Source organism: Collinsella aerofaciens (assembly GCF_020181355.1).
Lineage (GTDB): Bacteria > Actinomycetota > Coriobacteriia > Coriobacteriales > Coriobacteriaceae > Collinsella.
Window position 1 is genome coordinate 2,047,736 of sequence record NZ_CP084004.1, and the last position, 25,231, is coordinate 2,072,966.

Annotated in this window: 25 protein-coding genes; 1 reads left to right on the top strand and 24 read right to left on the bottom strand. The window is 60.8% G+C overall.

All coding sequences use genetic code 11. The features are described from left to right. Positions 1-78 precede the first annotated feature (78 nt). From LCQ44_RS08955 to rpsP, 11 genes are all read right to left on the bottom strand, one after another. Entirely contained in the window at positions 79-867 is a 789-nt protein-coding gene (locus LCQ44_RS08955; protein ID WP_055309871.1) for a ribonuclease HII, read from the bottom strand. A 93-nt stretch (positions 868-960) separates the two neighbouring features. Next, entirely contained in the window at positions 961-1,302 is a 342-nt protein-coding gene (rplS, locus tag LCQ44_RS08960; protein ID WP_006236098.1) for a 50S ribosomal protein L19, read from the bottom strand. A gap of 211 nt (positions 1,303-1,513) precedes the next feature. Continuing rightward, positions 1,514-4,264, bottom strand: coding sequence for a pyruvate, phosphate dikinase (ppdK, locus tag LCQ44_RS08965; protein ID WP_225093648.1), 2,751 nt, complete (start codon positions 4,262-4,264; stop codon positions 1,514-1,516). A gap of 250 nt (positions 4,265-4,514) precedes the next feature. Beyond that, complete coding sequence (locus LCQ44_RS08970; protein ID WP_195644955.1) at positions 4,515-5,381, bottom strand: pyruvate, water dikinase regulatory protein; 867 nt, start codon at positions 5,379-5,381, stop codon at positions 4,515-4,517. Between the two features lie 34 nt (positions 5,382-5,415). Further along, positions 5,416-7,512, bottom strand: a complete 2,097-nt coding sequence (gene glyS, locus LCQ44_RS08975) for a glycine--tRNA ligase subunit beta (RefSeq protein ID WP_138374989.1) — start codon at positions 7,510-7,512, stop codon at positions 5,416-5,418. Between the two features lie 3 nt (positions 7,513-7,515). Beyond that, positions 7,516-8,427, bottom strand: coding sequence for a glycine--tRNA ligase subunit alpha (locus LCQ44_RS08980; RefSeq protein ID WP_138374988.1), 912 nt, complete (start codon positions 8,425-8,427; stop codon positions 7,516-7,518). Between the two features lie 59 nt (positions 8,428-8,486). Then, positions 8,487-9,050 carry a signal peptidase I gene (gene lepB, locus LCQ44_RS08985; protein ID WP_225093649.1) on the bottom strand — a complete coding sequence of 188 codons (564 nt, stop codon included), beginning with the start codon at positions 9,048-9,050 and terminating at the stop codon, positions 8,487-8,489. Positions 9,051-9,052: 2 nt separating this feature from the next. Next, positions 9,053-9,811 (bottom strand): tRNA (guanosine(37)-N1)-methyltransferase TrmD, encoded by a 759-nt coding sequence (trmD, locus tag LCQ44_RS08990; RefSeq protein ID WP_225093650.1) that lies wholly within the window; start codon positions 9,809-9,811, stop codon positions 9,053-9,055. 10 nt (positions 9,812-9,821) lie between these two features. Beyond that, entirely contained in the window at positions 9,822-10,313 is a 492-nt protein-coding gene (gene rimM, locus LCQ44_RS08995) for a ribosome maturation factor RimM (RefSeq protein WP_225094251.1), read from the bottom strand. A 34-nt stretch (positions 10,314-10,347) separates the two neighbouring features. Continuing rightward, positions 10,348-10,593: a KH domain-containing protein gene (locus LCQ44_RS09000; RefSeq protein ID WP_171021534.1), complete on the bottom strand. Its 246-nt coding sequence runs from the start codon at positions 10,591-10,593 to the stop codon at positions 10,348-10,350. A 42-nt stretch (positions 10,594-10,635) separates the two neighbouring features. Next, positions 10,636-10,977 carry a 30S ribosomal protein S16 gene (gene rpsP / locus LCQ44_RS09005; RefSeq protein ID WP_022094749.1) on the bottom strand — a complete coding sequence of 114 codons (342 nt, stop codon included), beginning with the start codon at positions 10,975-10,977 and terminating at the stop codon, positions 10,636-10,638. Between the two features lie 201 nt (positions 10,978-11,178). On the opposite strand from rpsP, the gene dinB reads away from it, so the two are divergent. Beyond that, a complete protein-coding gene (gene dinB, locus LCQ44_RS09010; protein WP_225093651.1) occupies positions 11,179-12,432 on the top strand; it encodes a DNA polymerase IV in 1,254 nt (417 codons plus the stop codon). Between the two features lie 215 nt (positions 12,433-12,647). Here dinB and LCQ44_RS09015 read toward each other — a convergent pair whose 3' ends face one another. From LCQ44_RS09015 to LCQ44_RS09075, 13 genes are all read right to left on the bottom strand, one after another. Beyond that, entirely contained in the window at positions 12,648-13,397 is a 750-nt protein-coding gene (locus tag LCQ44_RS09015; protein WP_195245997.1) for a transposase, read from the bottom strand. Between the two features lie 225 nt (positions 13,398-13,622). Further along, positions 13,623-14,078: a ribosome silencing factor gene (rsfS, locus tag LCQ44_RS09020; RefSeq protein WP_138374982.1), complete on the bottom strand. Its 456-nt coding sequence runs from the start codon at positions 14,076-14,078 to the stop codon at positions 13,623-13,625. Between the two features lie 28 nt (positions 14,079-14,106). Continuing rightward, positions 14,107-14,640: a bis(5'-nucleosyl)-tetraphosphatase (symmetrical) YqeK gene (gene yqeK, locus LCQ44_RS09025; protein WP_192923881.1), complete on the bottom strand. Its 534-nt coding sequence runs from the start codon at positions 14,638-14,640 to the stop codon at positions 14,107-14,109. Between the two features lie 87 nt (positions 14,641-14,727). Further along, a complete protein-coding gene (gene nadD, locus LCQ44_RS09030) occupies positions 14,728-15,405 on the bottom strand; it encodes a nicotinate-nucleotide adenylyltransferase (protein ID WP_089573445.1) in 678 nt (225 codons plus the stop codon). A gap of 3 nt (positions 15,406-15,408) precedes the next feature. Beyond that, positions 15,409-16,875, bottom strand: a complete 1,467-nt coding sequence (obgE, locus tag LCQ44_RS09035; RefSeq protein ID WP_192923878.1) for a GTPase ObgE — start codon at positions 16,873-16,875, stop codon at positions 15,409-15,411. Between the two features lie 85 nt (positions 16,876-16,960). Then, entirely contained in the window at positions 16,961-17,218 is a 258-nt protein-coding gene (gene rpmA, locus LCQ44_RS09040; protein ID WP_006236075.1) for a 50S ribosomal protein L27, read from the bottom strand. Between the two features lie 33 nt (positions 17,219-17,251). Further along, the gene (gene rplU, locus LCQ44_RS09045) at positions 17,252-17,626 is read right to left on the bottom strand and encodes a 50S ribosomal protein L21 (RefSeq protein ID WP_035138585.1); all 375 of its coding nucleotides are present in this window, start codon (positions 17,624-17,626) and stop codon (positions 17,252-17,254) included. Positions 17,627-17,693: 67 nt separating this feature from the next. Continuing rightward, the gene (locus LCQ44_RS09050; protein ID WP_117745946.1) at positions 17,694-18,506 is read right to left on the bottom strand and encodes a TIGR03936 family radical SAM-associated protein; all 813 of its coding nucleotides are present in this window, start codon (positions 18,504-18,506) and stop codon (positions 17,694-17,696) included. After that, positions 18,503-20,380 (bottom strand): TIGR03960 family B12-binding radical SAM protein, encoded by a 1,878-nt coding sequence (locus LCQ44_RS09055; protein ID WP_161144681.1) that lies wholly within the window; start codon positions 20,378-20,380, stop codon positions 18,503-18,505. Before LCQ44_RS09055 ends, LCQ44_RS09050 begins: the two co-directional genes overlap by 4 nt. 10 nt (positions 20,381-20,390) lie before the next feature. Further along, positions 20,391-21,320 carry a YcjF family protein gene (locus tag LCQ44_RS09060; RefSeq protein WP_006236071.1) on the bottom strand — a complete coding sequence of 310 codons (930 nt, stop codon included), beginning with the start codon at positions 21,318-21,320 and terminating at the stop codon, positions 20,391-20,393. An 18-nt stretch (positions 21,321-21,338) separates the two neighbouring features. Then, positions 21,339-22,565, bottom strand: a complete 1,227-nt coding sequence (locus LCQ44_RS09065) for an FtsW/RodA/SpoVE family cell cycle protein (protein ID WP_225093652.1) — start codon at positions 22,563-22,565, stop codon at positions 21,339-21,341. 9 nt (positions 22,566-22,574) lie between these two features. After that, positions 22,575-24,644: a penicillin-binding protein 2 gene (gene mrdA, locus LCQ44_RS09070; RefSeq protein WP_138374980.1), complete on the bottom strand. Its 2,070-nt coding sequence runs from the start codon at positions 24,642-24,644 to the stop codon at positions 22,575-22,577. Positions 24,645-24,657: 13 nt separating this feature from the next. Further along, complete coding sequence (locus LCQ44_RS09075; protein ID WP_022094761.1) at positions 24,658-25,224, bottom strand: rod shape-determining protein MreD; 567 nt, start codon at positions 25,222-25,224, stop codon at positions 24,658-24,660. Positions 25,225-25,231 lie beyond the last annotated feature (7 nt).

Here is a 25,231-nt window from a genome sequence, read left to right on the forward strand (position 1 = left end):
TACGCAGCAATGGTGTTGCATACGGCCCGCTACCAGCAGGTTTATAAAACCCCAGAGGTCCCTGTCTCCACAATTGACCTAGAAAAGGCGCTCAGTCTGCAGAAAGTTTCCGCAAAAGCTCACGCGGTGCAGCGGACAAAGTCCATGTTTGCGAATGGCCTCGATGTGCTCGGGGCTCGCATAGCCCTTCGACTCGGCCAGATGGTACTCGGGGTACTCGGCGTCGTACTCGACCATCATCTCGTCACGCGTGACCTTGGCCATGATGGACGCCGCGGCGATACAGGCGATCTTGGCATCGCCCTTCACCACGTCGCGCTCATTGGGAACGGCGCCCAAGGGGTTGCCATCCATGAGGACGCAGTCGGGTTCAAGTCCCGTATCGGCCACGGCGCCCGCGACGGCAACGCGGATGGCGCGGGCCATACCCATCTCATCGATATCCTTAGGCGCGATATGGCAAAAACCAATCGCCGTCGCCACCTCGGCAATCTTCACAGAGAGCAGCTCGCGGCGCGCCGGCGTGAGCTTTTTGGAATCGTTGATGCCCCAGACGCGCGGCTCCATGGGAAGGCACACGGCACACACGGTTAAGGGACCCGCTACCGAGCCACGGCCCACCTCGTCGACACCAACGACCACCCCATCGCCGCCAAGCTCATGCATAAGCTCGTACATGCCATTGACGCGCTCGCGCTCGGCAACCTCTTTGGAATGGCGTTTGAGGGCGCGTTCACAAGCCTTGATCACCTGCTGGCGCGGGTCCTCGCGATAATGCTCCACGAGGGCGGGGATCTCCTCAAACGTTGCGCTCGCCAGCTCTCCGGCAACCTGCGATGCCGAAACCGAGCTCGTCATATTGGCCATACCAGGCCCTCCTTGCATGCAAATCAGATAAAAAGAAGGGCCACCCGAAGGTGACCCTTACGTCCAAACGAGTGGACAGACGCTGCGATCTTCTTAGCGCTTCTCGGGGATGCGAGCAGCCTTGCCCACCTTGTCGCGGAGGTAGTACAGCTTGGCGCGACGGACGCGACCATGACGAACGACCTCGAGCTTGGCGATCTTGGGGCTGTGAAGCGGGAAGGTACGCTCAACACCGACACCGAAGGACATCTTGCGGACGGTGAAGGTCTCGCGGGCACCGGCGCCGGCCATGCGGATGACGTCGCCCTGGAAGACCTGGATGCGCTCGCGGTCGCCTTCCTTAATGCGGTAGTGAACCTTGACGTTGTCGGCGACGCGAACCTGAGGAATGTCCTCGCGGATCTGCTGACGCTCGATTGCGCGGATGTAATCCATGTGCAATTCCTTACTCTTCTAGAGGTGCCGTACCACTCTGGCCGGCACGTAGTTGAACAAACGTATTCGAGTATACACGCGCGGGTTTCTGCTGCAAGAACAATTTTTTACGCAGACAAAAAGACAAAACCCGCACATGATAACCGTCCGCCTCACGAATGAGACGGACGGCATGAAGGGGGGGCTACGTTAGGCGTCTGAACCCAAAACGTTAGGCGGAGCGCTTCGCCTCGAGCTTGGCCTGGGCGGCAGCCATGCGTGCGAGGGGCACGCGGTAGGGCGAGCAGGACACGTAGTCCACGTCGGCCACATTAAACAGACCCTTGATGGACTTGGGGTCGCCGCCGTGCTCGCCGCACACGCCAAAGTGCATGTCGGGGTTGGTGGCGCGGCCCTTCTCGACGGCCATGCGCACCAGCTCGAGCACCGCCGTGTCAATGGTCTCGAAGGGGTTGTCCTTCAAGATCTTCTTGTGCATGTACAGCGGGATGAACTTAGCCTCGGCATCGTCACGAGAGAAGCCGAAGGTGGTCTGGGTGAGGTCGTTGGTGCCAAAGCAGAAGAAGTCGGCATGATGCGCGATCTCGTCAGCGACCATGCAGGCGCGTGGCAGCTCGAGCATCGTGCCCACGGGAATATTGAGCTCGACGCCCTCCTCGGCAGAAACCTCGGCGATTACCCGCTCGATGACCTCGCGGGTCTGGACATGCTCCGCCGTGATGGAGACGAGCGGAACCATGATCTCGGGTCGCGGGTCGACGCCCTCCTTGATAAGGCGGGCAGCAGCCGTGGCGACGGCGCGAACCTGCATGAGTGGCAGATCGCTAAAGACGACGGACAGGCGAACGCCGCGCAGGCCGAGCATGGGGTTCGACTCGACCATGCCGTCGATACGACGCAGGCGGGCGCGCAGGGCTGCAAGCTCTTCCTCGCTGGCGCCGGCGGCTTCCTTCTTGGTGATGGCGACCTCGAGCTCGCGAGGATTATCCAGGAACTCATGAAGCGGCGGATCGAGCAGGCGGACGACCACATCGCGACCGGACATGGTCTTGAACATCGCCAGGAAGTCCTCGGTCTGAACCTTGAGCAGGTCGGCCAGGGCCTGCTGCTTCACGGCCTCATCGTCAGACAGGATAAAGCTCTGGATGATGTTCTTGCGGTCGCCCAGGAACATGTGCTCGGTGCGGCACAGGCCGATGGCCTCGGCGCCAAACTCGAGCGCGAGCGCGGCATCCTCGGGGTTGTCGGCGTTGACGCGCACATGGTTGGCGTGGCCGCCGGTCTCGTCCAGGCGAATCTCGTCGGCCCAGGACAGGATGGTGTCCAGGTCGCCGGTGAGCTCGGCCGAAACCAGATCAACGGCGCCGTCGACGACGATACCCTGGGTGCCGTCGATGGAGATGACATCGCCCTCATGCAGCACGCGGTCGCTGCCCTCGATGCGCACGACCTTCTCGGCGGCGTCGATATGGAAGCGCTCAACGCCGCAGACGCAGGGCGTACCCATGCCGCGGGCGATAACGGCGGCATGGCTCGTCTTGCCACCGTGGCTGGTCAGAATGCCCTCGGCGGCGACCATGCCCTTCAGGTCGTCGGGGTTGGTCTCCCAACGAACCAGAATGACCTTGTGGCCCTCGTTGGCGCGCGCGACGGCGTCGTCGCTCGAGAACATGACCTCGCCCACGGCGGCACCGGGGCTGGCATTAAGACCGCTGGCGAGAGCCTCGTACTTCTTGGAGGCGTCGAACTGTGGGTGCAGGAGCTGGTCGAGCTGCGCGGGATCGATGCGGCTCACAGCCTCATCGCGGGTGATCAGACCCTCCTCGACCATCTCGATGGCGATGCGCAGGGCGGCGGTGGCAGTTCGCTTGCCCACGCGGGTCTGGAGCATCCAGAGCTTGCCCTGCTCGATGGTGAACTCAATGTCGCACATGTCGCGATAGTGATCCTCGAGCGTCAGGAAGACGCGCTCGAGCTCCTTGCCTGCGGACTCGAGGCCCGGGGTGGCCTTGAGGTCGGCGATGGGCTCGGTGTTGCGGATACCGGCGACGACGTCCTCGCCTTGGGCATTAACCAAAAAATCACCGTAGAACTCCTTGGTGCCGTCGGCCGGATTGCGCGTGAAGGCAACGCCGGTCGCAGATGTCTCGCCCTTGTTGCCAAAGGCCATGGCCTGTACGTTGACGGCGGTGCCGAGTTCGTCGGAAATGCCATGCTGCTTGCGGTAGATGCAGGCACGCTCGTTCATCCAGCTGCCAAAGACGGCCTGAATTGCAAGGCGTAGCTGAAGCTCCGGGTCGTGCGGGAAAACGGGCTTGCCGTCAGCGACCTCGAGCTCGGGATACAGGGAGGCATCGACGTTCTCGGAGAAGATGCCCTTAAAGGTCTCGACGAGCTCCTGCAGATCCTCGGCCGAAAGCTCGGAGTCGACGCGGACGCCGGCGACCAGGCGTGCCTGGGTCAGCGCGTTCTCGAACAGGTCGGCGTCAACGCCCATAACGACGTTGGAGAACATCTGAATAAAGCGGCGGTAGCTATCCCAAGCAAAACGCGGATTTTGCGTCTGGGCGATGAGCCCCTGAACGGAGTCGTCGTTGAGGCCTAAGTTGAGGACCGTGTCCATCATGCCGGGCATGGAGAACGGAGCGCCCGAACGAACCGACACGAGCAGCGGATCGGAGGCGTCGCCGAGCTTCTTGCCGCAGCGGGCCTCGAGGTCCGCCTCGGCAGCAACGATCTCATCGAGTGCACCCTCGGGCCACACGTTGCCGGCACCGGAGTACTCGACGCAAGTCTGGCAGGTAATAGTAAAGCCACCGGGAACCGGCAGGCCGATACGGCTCATCTCGGCAAGGTTAGCGCCTTTGCCGCCAAGCGCGAAGTTCATGGACTTGTCGCCCTCGGTGACACAGGTGCCCTGGGCGTCGGTTCCAAAACGGTAAACCCTCTTGCAATCGCTCACGACACTTCCCCTTCCATGCGCTCTCGCGCACGACCGTGGTAACGAATCGACCCGCCGAATGCGGGCCGTGAGGGAACTATACGGCGGGTTTTGGGCAGGCTTGAGCAGAGGGTGCGCGGTTTGGTAAACGTGCTAAAACTGGCGGTAAACGGTAGGTAAAGGTGGTTACCTTATGAAGATACCACTGCAATAAAAAAGCAGGTCAAGTGCGATGTTTTTGCTAAATCGCTTTATCAAAATGCTACTACTATTAGGTGCGACGGGCGGCGCGGCGGGCACGGGCTTCTTGGATTTCCTCCAAGTGGCTAATGATCTCGGCAGCGCTTTCCTCGATGGCCTTGCCGTCGGTACGCACCACAAAGCAGCCTAGGCGTTTCATGAGGGCACGAGCTTCCTCAAGCTCGCTGCGCACGCTCTCGGGCTCGGCATAGGAGCCGGCAACGGCACGAGCGTAGTCATCGCCCAAGCGGCTATCGCGAATTTCGGAAATCACATCGACGGTCGAAATCAGGCCGAACAGGCGCATCGGGTCGACCTCGTAAATCGACTTCGGCGGCTCCATGCCATGGGCCAACGGAACATTGGCAACCTTGTAGCCCTGATAAGCCAGATACATCGACAGCGGCGTCTTGGACGTGCGCGATACGCCCAGCAGCACGATATCGGCACCCGACAAATCGTCGCAACCGCGCCCGTCATCGTGCTCAACGAAATATTCCATGGCCTCGATACGATGGAAATAGCGGTCATCGGTCCTGTGAATCACGCCCGCGACGCCTTTGGGCGGCACACCGATGAGCGACGATAGCACGGCGAGCGTCGGACCGATCAGGTCGACCGAACGGATATGCAGCATGCCCAGGTAATCGAGCACGCGGGCGCGAAGCGCCGGATCGACAATGGTGTGAAACACGGCAATATCGCGATGGTCGGCATCGACGCGCGGGCCCACAAACGACTCCACCTGCTCCACCGAGGTCACCTTGGGCAGGCGCAACAAACGAAAAGCCCCTTCATCAAATTGCCCGGACGCCGCAAGCACCACCTCACAAGCGGTATCACCGAGCGAGTCGGAGATAACGATAACGGTGGGACGAGCGGTGACCGGGCAATCCATGCGGGGCTCCTTTTGCGCTTACGCGCAGGCTGGCTTACTTTTTACGAGCAAGCTCACCGATGTTGGCGATGCCGGAGAAAACGGCCTCGAAGCGGTTGAGCAGCTTAAGGCGATTATCGCGGAGCTGCTCGTCCTTGTCCATGACCATGACCTCGTCGAAGAAACGGTCGATGGGCGCGCGCAGGGCGGCGAGGGCAGCAAATGCGGCCGGATAATCCTCGGTAGCAAGGGCGGCATCGACAGCGGTCTGAGCAGCCTCGGAGGCGTCGGCGAGCGCAAGCTCGACCTCGCCCATCAGTCTGCGGTCGTACTCCACGCCCAGCTCGGGCTTGGAGATATGCGCGGCGCGAGCATAGGCGGTCGCAAGGTTGTCGAACGTCTCGGCGTCGTTCTTGCGGGCCTCGTCGAGGGCGGCGCAGCGGGCGAAGAAGACGGACGGAGCGATGATGTGCACCGCGGAGACGGCGGCAACGGTATCGGCCGGGATCTTTTCGTCGCGGGCCATGCTCACCAGGCGGCCATGGAAGAAGTCACGAACCTGCTGGGCGACCTCGGCGGCGTCGAACTCAATGCCCTGCTCGCTATAGAGCTCGAGGGCGAAGTCGATGAGCGACGTGGGGTCGATCGGCAGGCGGTCGCGCAGGATGTTGATGATGCCGATAGCGGCACGACGCAGCGCGTAGGGGTCCGAAGAGCCGGTCGGGGGCTCGCCGATGGCAAAGATACCGGCGATGGTATCGAGCTTGTCGGCACAGGCCACGATGCAGCCAGCGGTGCCCTCGGGCAGCTCGTCACCGGCAAAGCGAGGACGATAGTGATCGCGAATAGCATGAGCGACCTCGTCGTTCTCCCCCATCGCGATGGCGTAGTAACCGCCCATCACGCCCTGCTGGCTCGTGAACTCGACGACGGCGTTAGACACCAGGTCGGCCTTGCACAGGTGCGCGGCGCGAGCAGCGTCGGCGGCCAGGTGGGCGCCCAGATGGGCCTCGCGAGCGATGGCAAGCGCGAGTTGCTCAATGCGCTCGGACTTGGCGAGCACGCTACCGAGCTTCTCCTGGAAGGCGACCTTGGCCAGACGCTCGCGGAACTCGTCGAGGGAGATCTTCAGGTCCTCCTCGTAGAAGAACTTGGCGTCGTCCAGACGGGCGCGCACGACGCGCTCGTTGCCGTCAATCACGCGCTCGGCATTCTCGGGCTTGCTGTTGGAAACGACCACGAACTCACGCGTGAGCTTGCCCTCGCCGTCATAGATCGGGAAGTAGCGCTGGTTGGTGAGCATGGACTCGCAGATAATCTCGTGCGGGACCTTGAGGAACTCCTCATCGAAGGTACCGACGAGCACCGTCGGCCACTCGCAGAGGTTAATAACCTCCTCGAAGACCTTCTTGGGCGTATCGACATGGCAGCCGGGACGGGCGGCCTCGACCTCGGCGATACCGGCGAGGATGGCCTCACGACGGCGCTCGGCAGAAAGCACGCCGGCGTCCTCGAGCACCTGCTCGTAAACGGCGGGGCTGGCAACCACATGGTCACCAGGGCCAAGTACGCGATGACCGCGCGTGGTGTTGCCACTCGTCACGTCGGCAAACGACACGGGCACAACATCCTCGCCCAGAAGGCAGCAGATCCAACGGACCGGACGCACGAACGTCGCGTGCTCGTGGCCCCAGCGCTGGCTGCGGTAGTTGGGCCACTGCAGGCCGGCGATGGTCTTCTCGCACAGAGCAGTCAGAATCGGCGTAGCCGGTGCGGAGGGAATATTCTTCTCGGCGAACACATACTCGCGACCGTCGGTGTCCTCGCGACGGACCAGGTCCTCGGCAGCCACACCGCACTTGCGGGCAAAGCCCTGGGCGGCCTTGGTGGCGTTACCGTCAGCGTCGAAGGCAATGTTGGCCGCGGGGCCACGCTTGACCTCGTGAACCTCATCGGTCGCGGTGGCGACGTTAGCCACGAGCGCAGCCAGGCGACGCGGGCTCGAGATCACGCGGACCTCGCCGTGGGCCAGACCGGCCTCGTCGAGACCCTTGGCGATCATGGTGCCAAGCTGCTTGACGGCATTGTTCAGCGGCGCGGAGGGCATCTCCTCCGTACCGATCTCAAACAGGAAATCCTTAGCGTCTGCCATGGCTTACGCCACCTCGCCTTCCTGATCGGCATTCTCGTTGACTTCGGCGACCTCGGCCATATAGGCCTCGCAGCACGCCTTAGCGACAGCGCGGACGCGCAGGATGTAGTTAGCGCGCTCGACCGCGGACAGGGCGCCACGGGCATCGAGCAGGTTGAAGGCGTGGCTGCACTTCATGACGCAGTCATATGCCGGCAGCGGCAGCTTGCGCTCCAGGCAGGAGTGGCACTCGGCCTCGTAGTCGTCAAACTTCTGACGCATCATCTCGACGTTGGCGACCTCAAAGTTATAGGCACTGAACTCGCGCTCGTTCTCGAGGAACACGTCGCCATAGGTCATGGGCGTTCCGTCGGGCAGGTAGCTCCACACCAGGTCGTAGACGGAGTTGACGCCCTGAGCGTACATGGCAATGCGCTCCAGGCCATAGGTGATCTCGACGGGCACGGGATCGACCTCGATGCCGCCCACCTGCTGGAAGTACGTAAACTGCGTGACCTCCATGCCGTTGAGCCAGACCTCCCAGCCAAGGCCCCAGGCGCCGAGCGTCGGGCTCTCCCAGTCGTCCTCGACAAAGCGGACGTCATGGTCGTTGGGATCCAGGCCAATGGCGGCCAGCGAACCTAGGTAGAGCTCCTGGGCGTTGACCGGCGACGGCTTGATGAGCACCTGGAACTGATAGTAGTGCTGCATGCGGTTGGGGTTCTCGCCGTAGCGGCCGTCGGCGGGACGGCGGCAGGGCTGCGCATAGCAGGTGCGCCACTCGGCGGGACCGAGCGAGCGCAGCGTGGTCGCGGTATGGAAGGTACCGGCACCGACCTCGGAGTCATAGGGCTGCATAATGACGCAGCCCTGCTCGCCCCAGTACTGCTGGAGGCGCAGGATGATGTCTTGGAAGGAAAGCGATGAAGCGTTCATGCCTCTAATATCCCCTCGTCGAAACGATTACACGGTTAGGTACTGTACTATAGCGGTTTTTAGTCGATAGCGCCGATGCGGTTGAGCGGCCAGTAGCGCACAAGCGCCACAGCGATCAAATCAGAGCGATCGACGGGACCAAAGTAGCGTGAGTCGGCAGAGTTTTCGCGGTTGTCGCCCATCACCCACACGCACCCGTCGGGAACGGTGAAGGGATAGCTTACCTGAGCGCCGGGCGCTTGGACCGAAAGTGGCCAGCTCATGCCCGTCGTATAGTCCTCGTCGAGCGCTTGGCCGTCAACGACCACCTTGCCATCCTGCAGGTCGACCGTCTGGCCGGCCGTGGCAATAACGCGCTTGACAAGAACATCATGCTCGGAGGTGCCATCGGGGTTGTGAAACACCACGATATCGCCCTGCTTGACGGGCTGACCGAGCTCGAGGCTCACCTTTTGCGCCAGGATCTGGTCGCCAATCTCGATTGTGTCCTCCATAGAGCCGGTGGGCACCACAAAGGGCTCGACCACAAACGAGCGAATCAAGAAGGTGGCGACCAGTGCGATCGCGATGACCGCGATCCACTCAAAAGCACCCCTCAACGCGGAATGTTGCGTAGGAACCATTCTCACTCCTCGCTCTGCGAATACGAAGCGTCCAAAATCTCCTGCGCGTAAGCGCGCTCCTCGGGCGTGAGCCGCGCTGTCTCGATCAGATCGGGACGCCAGCGGCAGGTGCGCTCGATGGCGTTCTTACGACGCCAGGCATCGACCTTGGCGTGATCGCCGCTCACAAGCACCGGCGGCACGCCCTCGCCGTTGAACTCGGCGGGGCGGGTGTACTGCGCGTACTCGAGCAGTCCTCCGTCCTCGGCGGTCGAGAATGACTCGTCCACATTGCTCATCTCGTCGCCCAGGGCGCCGGGAATCAGGCGTACGACGGCATCGGCAACGACCATAGCGGGAAGCTCGCCGCCCGTGAGCACGTAGTCGCCGATCGACAGACGCTCATAGGCATACGCATACGCGCGCTCGTCGACGCCCTCGTAGCGGCTGCACACAAACAGCAGGCGCTCACTTTTGAGCAGGCGCTCGGCCACATGCTGCGTAAAGGGCTCGCCACAGGGGGTGAAGAACACAACCGTGGGCTTGGGACCCTCTGCGCCAATGGCCTCGATGGCCTCTGCGATAGGCTCGACCTTCATGAGCATGCCCTGCCCGCCGCCGTACGGCTCGTCATCGACGGTACGATGGCGGTCGTGCGTCCAGTCGCGCAGGTTATACGCCTTGAAATCAAAAAGGCCGGCCTTGCGGGCGCGGCCCAAGATCGATGTGGACATGACGGGCTCAAACATCTCGGGAAAGACCGAAAGGGTCTCGATCAGCATGTTGTCCTCCCTACTTGTCCATATCGATCAGGCCGTCCATAACGTGGACGGAAATTGTTCCTGTGTCGGGAAGATCGAGCACGACCTGCTCGATCACGGGAATCAGTACCTCGCCGTACCGATCGCCCTCGACAACCCAAACATCGTTAGCGAGCGTCGACATGATCTCGACGATCGTGCCGAGCGAACCGAAGCGCTCGTCGACCACCTCGCGACCCATCAGGTCGGTATAGGCAGCGTCGAGCGAATCGAGCTCAAAGTCGTCACGATTTGCCAGCACGTAGCATCCCGTGATGCCCTCGGCGGCCGTCAAGTCGTCAATGCCCTCAAACGAGACCAGATCGCCATCGCCCGTATCGGTGACGGACACGACCGTGCAAAAGCGGTCGCGCTTGAGCGCCGGCGGCGTCAGGGCGACGCGCATACCAGGCTCTAATACAGAAGGAAGCCCCCGCAGCGGCTGCGCGAGGACCTCCCCCTTCCTTCCGTGCGGCTTGACCACACGGGCGATGTTTTTGTACTGGGACCTCAAGGTCCTAGCCCAGAACCTCTACCTCGACAGCAGTGTCGAGGCGAGCGGCCAGTGCACGGGCGAGCGTGCGAATGGCCTTGATGGTACGGCCACGACGGCCGATGACCTTAGCGACGTCATCCTCGGCGACCGAAACCTCAATCGTAGAGGCGTCGTCACCATCGATGACCTCAAGGCTCACGGAATCCGGGTCGTCGACGATCTGAACAACGAGATATTCGACGAGATCGGCGATGCGATCTGAGAGCATTGCCTCACCCTCGAGCTGTGCAGCGTCAACCTCAGGCACGATTTACTCCTCGGCGCCCTCAGCGGCCTCAGCGGCAGCCTTAGCGGCCTCGGCCTCTTTGGCGAGCTGCTTCTTGGACTTCTTGACGACGGTCTCGGTCTTCTCGCCCTCGTTGGCGGCCTTGACCAGAGCGGCGACGGCGTCGGTGAGCTGAGCGCCCTTGGACTGCCAGTCGGCGATCTTCTCGAGGTCGAGGTTGATGGTCTTGGGGGCGGTCATCGGGTTGTAGCGGCCAACCTCCTCGATGATACGACCGTCACGCGGGGCGCGGGAATCGGCGACGACGACACGGTAGTACGGACGCTTCTTAGCGCCGTGACGAGCAAGGCGAATCTTGACTGCCAAAGGAAACTCCTCCAACCAAGCAGCTTTAGGCTGCAACTACAAACAAACAGTTGAACATAATACGCCATCGACGCGGGCAGGTGAAGTCCGTGAGACCAACTTCTTCGGTGTAGTCGAGGGCAAATCCATATCTTAGACAAGAATTCGGGATTTGCAAGCACATACACGCACCCCACATGAGCTGCGCGGTATACTCATGACATGGAAAGACGCGAACATACATACGGTTATGAGGATGCCACAGGCGTCACGCCGCCTCCCTGGACGGGTCCGGCGGTGGGCCTGATGGACCTCGATGCGTTTTTTGCGAGCGTGGAGATGCTCGATCATCCCGAATGGCGCGGCAAGCCGCTCATCGTGGGCGGAGACGCCGATTCGCGTGGCGTCGTGTCCACGTGTTCGTATGAGGCACGTCGCTTTGGCGTGCACTCTGCCATGGCCTCGGCCGAAGCGCGGCACTTGTGCCCGCAAGCCATTTGGACGCACGGGCATTTTAATCGCTACCGCGAGGTCAGCGCGCAGGTCATGGCGATTCTCGCCGACGAGACCCCGCGCGTTGAGCGCGTATCCATCGACGAAGCCTTTATCGATATCACACCGGGTCGCTTTGCGCCCGAAGACCCGCTGCTGGTTGCGCGGCGTATAAGCGACCGCGTGGCAGGGCTGGGAGTGACCTGCTCCATTGGCGTGGGCTGCAACAAGACGGTCGCAAAGATCGCAAGCGAGCGGGATAAGCCGTTTGGGCTGACCATCGTGCGCCCCGGAACCGAGCAGCGCTTTTTGGCCGCGCTGCCGGTATCTGCCATGAGCGGCATCGGGCGCTCGGCCGAGGAGCGACTGCGCCGCATGCGCATCTACACCCTCGGCGAGCTATCACGTGCACCGGAATCCACCTTGTCCTCTATTTTTGGCGTCAACGGCGAACGCATGCGCCAGCGTGCGCTGGGACTCGAAATCTCCGAAGTCACGAGTCTCGATGAAGAGCGCGAGGTCAAGTCGGTCAGCAATGAACGCACCTTTGCGAAAGATTTGACTGAGCGTGGGGATATTGAGGCGGCGATTGCGCTGTTGGGAGAGTCAGTGGGACGCCGCCTGCGCCGTCAGGGGCTGACGGGTGCCACGGTAACGCTCAAGCTTAAGTATTCGTATGGCAGCGGGCGTACGGCACAGCGCCGGCTGCCTCATCCGACCGACGATGAGAACATCTTCGTGGCGGTTGCACTCGAACTGCTCGACAACATCTGGCAGGATGGCATGCATGTTCGCTTAGCGGGCATCGGCATGAGCGACTTCGACCACCAAGGCGGCATCCAGACTGACCTGTTCTGCGAGATCGATGACCGCGGAGCCCAATCCAGCGACCGCCGCGACCTCTCCGTCGCCATCGACGCCGTCCGAGACAAATTCGGCGACACCGCCCTTTCCTTCGGCCGCCAATCCCGCTTCAATAACTAGTCTTTTTTGGACGGGGGGGTTGCTGCCTTCCGTCCGACACGGCATTGGTAGTCAATTTGGGACGGGGCTATTTTAGCTACCCCTATATATCGGTTGAGATTCATTCGGCCTAATTCATTCACCGTCAGCCAAAGGGTAGCTAAAATAGCCCCGTCCCAAATTGACTACCCCGGATGTCCGGTTTGCCCGCCGCAACAAAACTCTGTCCCAAATAGCTACTGATCGAGCTTGACCTTCTGAATCGTGCAGTGACCGATGCCCGTGAGGCGCACGATCTGCTTTATCGAAAAGCCCTCGTTTTTGAGCGTACGGATGTAGTTGTCGCGCACGGCTTTAGGCAAATCTTTAAGGTGGTGAGGCTCATACGGTTTAAGGAGAGCCTGTGCAAACTCCAGTGCATCTATGTCGCTCACATGAGCGCCGTCACGGAAGCAATATCGATTCGGTTCTCCCGAGGTACTGAAAGCAAAAAATCTATGAGAATCTCCGAGCAAACCTAGCACACATTCAGTCATACAAATACCCGGGTATCCCATATATTCGCTAAAACTGCTCCAACGATATAGTGAAGCAGTCCCAATCCTGGCTTTCGCAGGATTATCGTGAATATATCTCACACAGTTGAGCAGCTGATCATCGTTAAGAATCGGCACGCTCTTAAATCGATCCTGAAAAACTGGTCCCTTCCGTCCGGTTTTCGCGTTGAAATACATCGCATATGCAGTCGTAACAGAGTGCATGCAATCGCTCAGGTGAACATGTTCATCATCTAGCAACAAGTGAATATGGTTGTCCATAAGGCACCAAGCAATGATATTGACGTCGTATTTTCGGCATTTCGAGGCAAGCAACCGAATCAAATATATCCGATCATCGGCATCCTCAAATATCAGCTGACCACCACAGCCCTTTTGGACGACATGGTAATAGCCGTAAACAGAGATTTCCCGCGCGGTCCGAGTCATACGCATCTCCTCCTCTACAGATAACAAATACGTTACCCGAGTCGGAAAGCTAAATATCACGCAATGAACCGCAACTCGCTTCTATCGGCGAACGGTAGGTAGTAGCTAAAAAAGCCCCGTCCCAAATTAGCTACTTTGGGCAAAAAGAAAGGCGGGCAGCTGCGGAAAACCGCAACTGCCCGGCGATATGCGTGAGGGTAGCTAAACCCCGTCTCAAATGAGCTACTAGAGGAGATTGAGGGGGAGCTGGGGGGCGTCTCCCCAGAGTTTCTCGAGGCGGTAGAAGTCGCGGGCTTCGGGAGTGAAGACGTGGACGACAACCGAACCGTAGTCCATGAGCATCCAAGTCTTCTGCTCGCGGCCCTCGATGGAGAACGGATGCTCGCCGCAAGCCTCGGCGACCTTCTCCTCAATCTCGTCGACGATCGAATCAACCTGGCGGTTGTTGGTGCCGGTAGCAAGGACAAAGTAGTCGCACACATCGGAAAGCTCAGTCAGGTCGAGCACCTGAACGTCCTCGCCCTTCTTGTCGTAGGCGGCCTGCGCGGCGGCGCGGGCGACATCCTCGGCGGCGACACCGCTCGCGGACAGCGAGGCGGCGGTGCGGTCGGACGTGGCGGCGAAGCTCTTGTGCTCCACATCCTTGAGAATCTGCTCGTCAGTCATGGTCTCGTCGGCCATGGAATACCTCTTTCTAGACGCACCCGAGCTAGCGTAGCTGGGCGTAATGGTTGTAAATCGTAATAGCCGTGGGATAAAGATAACGCCCGGACTGGATCACATAGACCAAACCCTGCGCAAAACAGGAGAAGAACAACTCATCGAGCGTCGACTCCCCCACCATCTTGCGCAGCGCATGCGCATAGTCGCCGTGGCGGTTGGGCTCGATGGCATCGGCCACAAAGACCACCATATCGAGCGGCGTCATGTCGCAAGCTCCCACGGTGTGACGGTCGACAGCCTGAAAGACCGCCGGCGACAGCCCGGGAAAAAGCTGCGGAAGCTCATAGGCGGCAACTGGGCCATGCAGCAGCGGTGTCGCGGCCGAAGGAGAGCCGGCAACCTTGATGCCATAGTGAAGCGCGCGGGCCACGAGCTCGTCATCGGAAAGCACCTTGTCCCAGTCGTGGATCAAGCCGGCGGCAGCGGCATCAAAGCGGTCAACGCCGTAGACCTCGGCCAGATGAAGTGCGGTCTCGGCAACACCCAGCGAATGCACATAGCGCTTGCGCTTATCCTTCATGCGAACATCGAGCAGCTCTTGAATGCGCTTGAGCAGTGCGCGCTCATCGCCCTCAAACTGATCCTCTACCGACAACGTAGACCCCCATCACTCAAAATCTTCTTGGCCCAAATCGGCATATAGCCTGCGTTTGCGAATGTAGCCGAGCACGGACTCGCTCGTAAGATAGCGCACGCTCATGCCGCGGGCAACTCGCTTACGAATGTTCGTCGAGCTGATCGCCAGCGCCGGAATCTGAATATAGCGCACGTCGAACGGCAGCCCCGACTCTTTGATTCGGGCACGCGCTGTATCGATATCAAAGCCCGGTCGTGTCGCCGCAATAAAGGTAGCAAGCTCAGCGATTCGTTCGGCATCATGCCAGGTCACGATATCGATAATCGCATCGGCGCCCGTAATAAAGTAGAGCTTTACCTGCGGCGGGTAAAAGTCGCGAAGGGCATGAAGCGTATCAGCCGTATAGGTTACGCCCGGGCGGTCGATCTCGAACCGGCTCGCCAAAAAGGCCGGGTTCGCGGCGGTGGCGAGGACCGTCATGGCATAACGATCCTCGGCAGGCGTCACCGGCTTGTCAAGCTTAAAGGCAGGCGTGCCCGCCGGCATAAAGAGCACGGCATCCAAGTCGAGGGACTCACGCGCCTGCTCAGCGGTCACCAGGTGCCCGTAATGGATGGGATCAAAGGTGCCACCCATAATGCCGAGCCTAAACTCCTGCCCGTCCTCTAGAGGAAGCTCGGGCAGACCGATTCCACCGCGCAGCGACATGGCTTACTCGCCCTCCGAGGTCTCGGCATCGTCCTCGGCATCCGCCGCATCGACAACCTCGACGCCCTCATCCGCAGCATCGGCCACGTCAATGGCCTCGACGGCAACGTCCTCGCCAGCATCCTCGAGCTCTTCGTACTCCGAGAAGTCCTCGGCGCCCTCAAAGTCAAAAGCGCGCTGGCAAATGCGGACCTCGTCGCCCGCACGGCAACCGGCCTTCTCGAGCGCGTCGTCAACACCCATACGCGCAAACTTATGCTGCAGGTAAATGACGGCTTCCTCGTTTTCCCAGTCGGTCTGGATGACCATGCGCTCGATGGCACGACCGACCACGCGGAAGGCACCGGGCTCTTCCTGGACAATGCGGAAACGCTTCTCGCGCTGCAGGCGGCGACGCTCCCACTCCTCGTCGCGCAGATCGACCGGCTCATCAGAGACCGCCAGCTCGGCGCGAAGCTTAGCCACCTGCTCGCCCACGGCAAGCATCAGCGTGTTGAGGCCGGCGCCCGTAACAGCAGACACGGCAAAGAACATATGGCCATCGTCGAGCGCCGCACGCTTAAGGTCGGCAATCTTGTCGGCCGTGCCCGGCGCATCACACTTGTTGGCAACGACGATCTGCGGACGCTCCGAAAGCTCGGCGCCATACTGCTCGAGCTCGCGGTTGATGATGCGATAGTCCTCGACCGGATCGCGATCCTCAAAACCACCCGTCATATCGACGACGTGCATGATGAGTGCCGTACGCTCAATGTGGCGCAGGAACTGGTGACCCAGGCCACGGCCCTCGCTCGCGCCCTCGATGAGACCGGGGACGTCAGCAACGACGTAAGAATATTCGCCGGCACGCACCATGCCGAGGTTCGGCACGAGCGTGGTAAACGGGTAGTCAGCAATCTTGGGGCGGGCGGCACTCATGCGCGCAATGAGCGATGACTTACCCACCGAGGGAAAGCCCACAAGCGCGGCATCGGCCATAAGCTTCATCTCGAGCTCGATCCAGTGTTCCTCGGCAGGCTCGCCGAGCTGGGCAAAGGCCGGAGCGCGACGCACCGACGTCACAAAGTGTGTGTTGCCCAGACCGCCGGCACCGCCGGGCGCCACGACGACGCGCTCGCCGTCGTGCACCAGGTCGGCAATCTCGAACATCGGGGTCTGCGTCTCGGGATCGAGCTCGCGCACCACGGTACCCATAGGGACCTTGAGAATCAGGTCCTCGCCGCTCTTACCGTTACGACGGGCACCCTGCCCGTGCGTGCCGCGCTCGGCGCGGAAGTGATGCTTAAAGCGGTAATCGATCAGCGAAGACAGCTGAGCATCGGCCTGGATGACGACATTGCCGCCACGACCGCCGTCGCCGCCATCGGGGCCGCCCTTGGGGACAAATGCCTCGCGCCTAAACGACATGCATCCGGCTCCGCCGTCGCCGCCGCACACGTTAATGCGGCTGATATCGGTGAACTGTGACAACAGAATCGCCTCCTACAAAAAAGAGGGAGACCCTTGAATCCTAAAACTCAAGTGCCTCCCACATATGTGCTCTATGAAGGGTGAATTACGCGTTCGCGAGCGGGCGTACGCTGACCCTGTGCTTGATACCCTTGTGGAACTCAACGGTACCGTCGACCAGCGCGAACAGCGTGTCGTCCTTACCACGGCCAACGTTCTCACCCGGGTGGATGTGCGTGCCGTGCTGACGGACGAGAATCGTGCCCGTGGTTACCGTCTGGCCGGCATAGCGCTTCGTGCCAAGGCGCTGACCGCGGGAGTCACGGCCATTACGGGAGGAACCGAGTCCTTTTTTGTGTGCCATTGTGTATACCTACTCTTTCGTTACGAGTGTAATCTACTCGGCGACGGGAGCCTCGGCAACAGCCTCGGCCTCTGCCTTGACAGCCTTCTTGGCGCGGGACGTAGCCTGGACCTTCACGATCTTCAGCTTGGTGAGCTGCTGACGGTGACCCTTCAGACGACGATAGCGCTTACGCTTGTGGAACTTGAAGACCAGCTGCTTCTCGCCCTTGAACTGCTCAACGATCTGAGCGGTAACCTTGGCCTTGGCCAGCTTGTCGGGATCGGTGACGATCTTCTTACCATCGTTGAGGAAGATAACCGGCAGGGTGACCTTGTCGCCCTCATTGCCCTCGATCTTCTCGACGGTGATGACATCGTCGGTGGCGACCTTGTACTGCTTGCCGCCCGTGTTAACGATTGCGTACATGTTTACTTGCCCTTCATGCATCAGTTAGTGCAACAGCCGAATATAGTAGCAGGCGAAAATACCCCCGTCAACGAGTATGTGGAGCAAATCCACAAGTTCGCACAGGTATGGGGCTGACGAGTCGGCCCTCGTCGTCCTCGCATGCTTGATTCTGACGCTCGACATCGTAGGAGCAGATGGTCACGAGGTCTTGCATACCGGTGGAAACAATAGGTGCATCCACGCCCGGGGTCAAGCCCTGCAACAAAACATCAGCAGCAGAAAGCAAAATTTCCGGACGCATAGAGCCCTCGTTGTCGGCATGGGTGTCGAGCATGAGAACCAAATGGTCCGGGCGCTCCCCCGCCGTGAGCTCATAGCCAACGAGCGTGTGATCCAAATCCAAGCGCTTGCTCTTTTTGCCGCGCGCGTAGTCGATGCCATGATCCGCGCGCAGCGTGTCGATCGCACGACGCACCTCGTCGGCGCTTACGGGCGCCTCGGGATCCAGGTGTAAGTCGATGCGATACGACAGGCGCGTGAGCTGCGCCGTCAATGCCGGCGTGCGCACGTCGATGTACGCCGCCTCGATGGGCGCCAGATCGGCCGGAGACGCCGCAGCCAGGCGCTCAAACGCCTCGTCGAGCGCCACGAACTCGGTCATAAACAGGTCATACCACTCGCAGGTCGACGACGTACCAACCGGTAGCGCCGAAGAGAAGCCCACGCGCATGTGCGGAGAGAAGCCCTGCGTGACGGCATAGGGAAGTCCCGCACGGCGCACGATGCGCTCAATGGTATGGATCACTTCGAGATGGCCCAGGTACTTAAGGCGATCGCGCTTGCCATAGCGAACACGAAGTCTAAAGAGCGTGGGGTTGTCGGTCAGGCGCTCACTCATGCGCGATCACCCATCAATACATTCTTGGCGTGGAGCGTGGGGCAGATCCCGCAGCCGGTGCACGACGTGCGGGTGCAGTCGGGAGTCGTGACGCCCTCGAGCGAGCGACGGTACTCGCGCTCGAGGAAGCCGCGCGTGCAGCCGGGGCTCACGTGCTCCCACGGCAGGCGCCAGTCCAACTCGTAGGGCAGGTGCACGAGCTCATTGAGGTCGATGCCGTTTTTGGCAGCAGCTTCCTTCCAGTTATCGAGCGAGAAATGCTCTACCCAGGCGTCAAAGCGAGAGCCCGAGCGCCAAGCGTCGATGATGACGGGCGTCATGTCACGACCGGCGCGGGACAGCGCAGCCTCGATGAGCGAGGTCTCGGCATCGTGGTAATGAACGCGGACGGCACGGTTGCGAACGCTCGTGATGAGCAGCTTCTGGCGACGCTTGACGTCGTCGTAGTCGAGCTGCGGGCACCACTGGAACGGCGTGGCAGCCTTGGGGATAAAGACCGAAACCGAGATCGACACCGAGATCGAGCCGCGACGAGCCTTGGGCACCACGGAACGACCGAGCTCCAGCACGTGATCGGCCAGATTGGCGATGGCCACGATGTCCTCGTCGCGCTCGCCGGGAAGGCCCATCATAAAGTAGAGCTTCATGCGGTTCCAACCGGCCTCGAAGGCCGCCTTGGCCGCACGGTCCAGGTCCTCCTCGGTCACGTTCTTGTTAATGATGTCGCGCATGCGCTGGCTGCCGGCCTCGGGCGCGAACGTCAGTCCGCCCTTCTTTTCGCCGGCGACCGACTCGGCCATATCCACGCCAAACGAATCCAGGCGCTGCGACGGAATAGACACGCGAATACCCGTATCCTCCAGGCGATGGTTGAGCCTGCCGAGCACATCGCGAATGCAGGAGTGGTCGGTCGTGGAGAGCGAGGTCAGCGACACCTCGTCATAGCCGGTCTTTTCCAGACCCTGAATCACCGACGAGACGATCTGGTCGGCCGAGCGCTCACGCACCGGGCGATACGTCATGCCGGCCTGGCAAAAACGACAGCCGCGGGCGCAGCCGCGCAGGATCTCGATAGACAGGCGGTCGTGGACCAGCTGCGCATAGGGCACGCACGACTGCGACAGCGGATTCGTGGCGCCGAAATCCTCGACGACGCGCTTGTAGACCACGGTCGGCGCATCCTTGCCCTCACGCGGCACGGTGTAGCCATGCGGCGAGCAGGGCTCGTCGTGACAAACCTCATAGAGCGACGGCACGTAGTTGCCGGCAATGGATGCAAGCTGCTCGACAATCTGCGCGCGCGGGACTCCTTCGTCACGCAGACGGCGATGCAACTGGCAGGTCTCGAGCAGCGATTCCTCGCCCTCGCCGATGAGGATAACATCGAAGAAGGCCGCGTACGGCTCGGGGTTGTACACCGAGGGGCCGCCGGCGATGATAATGGGGTCGTCCTCGGTGCGGTCAGCCGCTAACAGTGGAATGCCAGCGAGGTCGAGTGCCTCGAGGAAGTTCGTCACCGCCATCTCGTGCGGCACATGCAGACCGACGATATCAAACGAAGCGACCGGCGCTGCACCCTCGAGCGAGAGCAGTGGAATGCCCGCCTCGCGCATGGCGTCGCCCATATCGGGCCACGGCACATAGCCACGCTCGCAGGAGATGCCCTCGGCCTGGTTAAGGATGTTGTAGAGGATGGCGATACCCTGGTTGGGCAGACCGACCTCGTACACATCCGGATAGATCAGGCAGCAACGGTAGTCGGCATCGGCCTTGGAAAGCGTGCCCCACTCGTGATCGATATAGCGACTCGGCTTCTCGACCTTGGCGAGCAACGGCTCAATTAAATGAAAACAGTCTTGGTATGCAACGCGCAACGGAAAACCCCTAAGCAGCGAGATCTGATGCGTCCTGATAGGACGCCATAGGACGGGTAGCGCCCGCGACCGTGGTCACCAGATCGCGAACGCGGGAGAACGTGGCAGTGACCACCTCGTTGGCACGGCTGTAGTCGACATCGCGCTCGTAGAGCGAAACGAGCGCACGGCCCATGCCATAGGTGCCCGCGGCGGCAGTGAGCGCCTTGACGGCAAACCCAATATGCGGCGTCTGCTTGACAAGTGCGCGGGTGACCGCTCGGATCACAAGACCGCCGGCAAGCACGCCCGCGACCTCGTAGCCGCGCTCAGGCTTAATGCCGCGTCCAAAGACGGCAGCGAGCTCAAAGAGCATACCCACCTGCGCCAGCGCCATAACGGGATAATCGGCGCCCGGCAAAAACACCAGCGCACCGGTCGCCATATTGGTGAGCGCGCACGAGGTGATGATACGATTGGCCGCCGCGATACGCATGAAGGCAAAGTTCGCCGCAAAAGCCGTTTCCTTGTCGGTGCGATCGAGAATCCAGCGGGCAAGCGTCTCGAGCAGATACGTCTTATCGGTTGCCGCTACCACGCCGAGCATGGGCGTGGACTCCTCGATAAACGGCACCTCCACAGCAGACTCGGCAAGCACGCACACGGGCGCGCCGGCGATCACGAGCTCCTGCACGGCACTCTCCAAGCGGTCGGAACCACACGAGAGCACCAGCACCACATCGGTATCGGTCTTTGGAGCAATTCGCTCCTCCCCCAGACGCTCGACGCGCACAATGCCCGAGGTCGTCTGCGGCACAAAGGCGTCACGCACCGTCTCGGCCAGAAAGCGCGAGGCGGACGAATCCAGATAGACCGAGACGCGCACCGGCGTATCGGAATCCTTCTTAACGGACGCGCCCATCTTAAAAGCGCGGGTCAGCTTATCTACGGGAATTTTCATAGCAAACCCCTCCAGCGGTTACGCGGCGCCCGAACGATGCCGCCATATGGATTGTACGATACCCACCGTCAGCAGCTGAATCATCATCGAAGACGAACCGAAGCTAATAAACGGTAGCGGAATACCGGTAATCGGCATCATGCCGATGCACATGCCGATGTTCTCGAAGGTCTGGAACGCCCACATGCCAACGATGCCAACACACGAAAGACGCAAAAACAGAGACTCGCACTTAAAGGCAACGCGGATCGTCGAGAAGATGAGCAGCACGTACAAGCACAGCAGCAAAAAGGAGCCGCAGAAGCCAAAGGTCTCGGACAAAAAGGCGAAGACGAAGTCGGTGTGGAACTCAGGCAGAAAGCCGCCGGCCGACTGCGTCGCATGGCCCAGGCCCTTACCAAAGAAACCGCCCGAGCCGACCGCGATCAACGACTGCTGCAGATTGTACGCATCGTCCGAATCGGCATTATCGGGGTCGATAAAGACCGTCAGACGGTTCATCTGATACTGCTTGATGAGCACATCGTGGCCGAGCAGCGAATCAAAGACCGAATCGAGCGCCAGGACGAGGGCCACCAGGCCCACGAGCAGGGCCAGGGTCGACAGCACCCATTCGCGGCGTGCACCGCTCATACAAATGACGATGGCGCCCGAAACCAGCACGACCAGGCCCGAGCCCAGGTCGCCCATGGCAACGACGGCCAAAAACGGAATGGACAGCATGCCGCAGAGCTTGACGTAGTCGCGAACGGTATCGATGCGACCGTTATACTGCGAGCCAAGCGTAGCAATAAAGAAGATGGTGATGAGCTTGGCAAGCTCAACGGGCTGGAATGTCAAGCCGATACCGGGAATCTTGATCCAGCCCGTCATGCCCAGACCGCCCGTATAGGACAGACCCGGAATCTTGGGCGAGAGGATCACGATCAGGTCGATGACGAGCAACGCCGTCGAGAAATTGGAAATACCGCGCAGGTCGGTACGCCAGACCAGCACCGCCAGCACCGCCCCGATGCCAATTCCCAGAAGATGGCGTGAAAACGATGCATCGGCCTTAAACTGCGAAGCCGACCAGATAATGATGGCACCGTAGGCGACGAGCGCCACAGTAGCCACGAGCACACCGATATGCACCTTTTGGCGAAACGTGCCGCGCGAGGCCGAAAGATGCTTGTTGACGCGGTCCAGGCTGCTGCGAGAGCCGGTCTTGGTTGAACGGAACAGATCCGCCGGAGAAAAATCCATCGCAACCTCCTATCGAACCGAAGAATCGCCCGAGGCCGAAGAGGTATCGGGCTCGTCATAAATCACGCCGAGCACGTCGCGCACGACATGCATCGCGGTATCTGAGCCGCCGCCGCCCTGCTCCAGGACAGTAGCGATAACATACTTGGGATCATCGGCCGGTGCATAGGCGCAGAACCACGCGTATTCGTCCTCGCCACTTTTCTCGCCCGTGCCCGACTTGCCGTATACCTGCGGCGTCAGGGTGCCAAAGTGCGCCGCCAGGGACGTCGATGCCGTGTAAATCACGTCGTGCATGCCGTTGCGAACAAGAGCCAAATCCGAATCGCTGTTGATCTTGGCCTCCAGGCGCTTCTTCTTGCCCTTGCCATTGTACTTATAGGCATCGCCGTCGCCATCGCGCGACACGGCAGACAAAAATACGTGAGGCACGTACTGTTTGCCGCCGTTGGCAAGACCCATATAGGCGCACGCCATCTGCAGGGGCGTCACCAGGATGTCGCCCTGGCCGATAGCAATGTTGGTCATATCGCCGGCATTCCACTTGCGGTCCTCGGCAGAGGCGTCGGTGAAGTATGACTCTTTCCACTCGGCATCGGGAATACGACCCGCGCCCTCACTCGGCAGATCGATACCGCAGGTCTTGCCTAGGCCCCAGCGACGAAAGACCTCCTGCAGGCCCTCGGGATGTTGCTCGTCATAAAAGAACGCCTTACCCATGTCGTAGAAGACGGGGTCGCACGAGTTGGCGATACCCGACTGCAGCGTCATGGTGCCGTGGCCAGACGTCAGCCAGCAGCGCTTGCCCCAAGCCTTGCCCAGACCCGTCCAATAACCCGTGCAGTTGGTTGTCTGCGTTGAAGTGTAGGTTCCAAACTCAAGACCGGCCAGTGCCGAGAGCGGCTTGATGGTCGAGGCCGACATGTACTGTCCGCTAATGGCGCGGTTGAGCAGCGGGTGCGAACCCTTGTCATCATTGAGCTCGGTCCACACGTCATTTGAGACGCCGCCGATAAAGACGGATGGATCGAACTTGGGCTGGCTCGCCATGCCCAGGATCTCGCCATTGTTGGGATCGAGACACACCACAGCGCCGTTGCCGGCATTGCTGTAGCCAGTGGTCTTGGCAAGCTCGATAGCGCTCGCCAGCGCCGTCTCACAGGCCTGTTGGATCTTAAGGTCGAGCGTGAGCTTAATGTCGGAGCCGGCCTTCGCGGGCACGGCGCCGGCCTGACCGGTCACATTGCCCGAGGCATCGACCTTGACGGTCTGCTCGCCACGAATACCCTGCAGCAGGTTTTCGTAGTAGCTCTCAACGCCCGCCTGGCCCACGATATCGCCCGACTGGTACGTAATCTTGCCAGCAGAAGCATCATCATCGCCAGAGGTTTTCTTATTCTGGGCCTCGAGCTGCTCGGAGGTAATGGTGCCGGTATAGCCCAAGATATGGCATGCCGTCTCGCCGTATGGATACTGGCGCTCGGTACGCTCGGCAATCTTGACGCCCGGGAACTCGCCGGCGTGTTCCTTGATATAGGCAACCGTGGAGCGACGGACGTCCGTCGCGATGGTATGCAGGCTCTGAGCGCCCTCTGTATTGTCCTGAATATTGCGAAGGACCGCCACATAAGGCATTCCAAGCACGTTGGCAAGATGGCGAACCAGAACCTCATCCTCGGCAAGGTCGCGGTAGGCCACGACAGCAAGTGAGGGACGGTTCTGGACAAGCGCCACGCCATTGCGGTCGAGGATGCGGCCGCGCACAGCGGGTGTGGTAACGGTGCGAGTCTGATTACTATTGGCCTGCTTCTCGTAATAGTCCGATGAGACCATCTGCATGCCCCACAGCTTGACGGCAAGTGCCGCAAACATCGCGCCCACACCCGTGGTGAGGATGGAAAAGCGGCCCTTAAAGGCGGTCGCCGCGGTATTGCCCTCGCCCTCGGTGGCGCGCGGGGCCGTTCCATGCTGTGTATCGTAGGTAAAACGGGAATCGCCACGACGCATGATGACCAGCGCGACCACGATGGCCACAACCAGCACGATACCGGCGATAATAACCGTCATCTGGGAAGACATCTACGGGCCTCCCCTATTTGAGCTTGCGGGTCTTGGGCTTAAAGCGCATACCCGTCTGGCGTCCGCCACGTGCGGAGAATCCATAGCCGGACTGCGGCACGACGCCGGACATCAAAAACGGAATGGCAACCAGACCCGTCAGGATCGAGGACGGCAGCGCATGGCCGAAGATCGCCACGACAAAGCTCGTCTCCAAACCCATAAACAGCAAGATGATGCTGTAGATCACATTAATGACGAGCGCAAAGGCGCCCACGGTGACGCCGCGCGCACTCGGGGTACCGCCCGTCTGACCGACGGCGCTGTGCACCAGGGCAAAAGAACCCACGGTCAGCAGGAGCGACATAACGCCCACCGGCACGGCAGCGGACAGGTCATAAAACAAGCCGCTGCAAAAACCGCACACGACGGCACGGGTCGGGTCGCCCGAGAACACGCTTAGGCACACCAGGATAATCATGAAGTTGACGCGACCTCCCGCAATGGAGATCTGCGGTGCCAGGCCTGCCTGCAGCAGCACACACACAATGGCGGCGATTACAAACGTGCGGGAGCTCATCCCCTGCTCGTGTAGATCCATGGACATG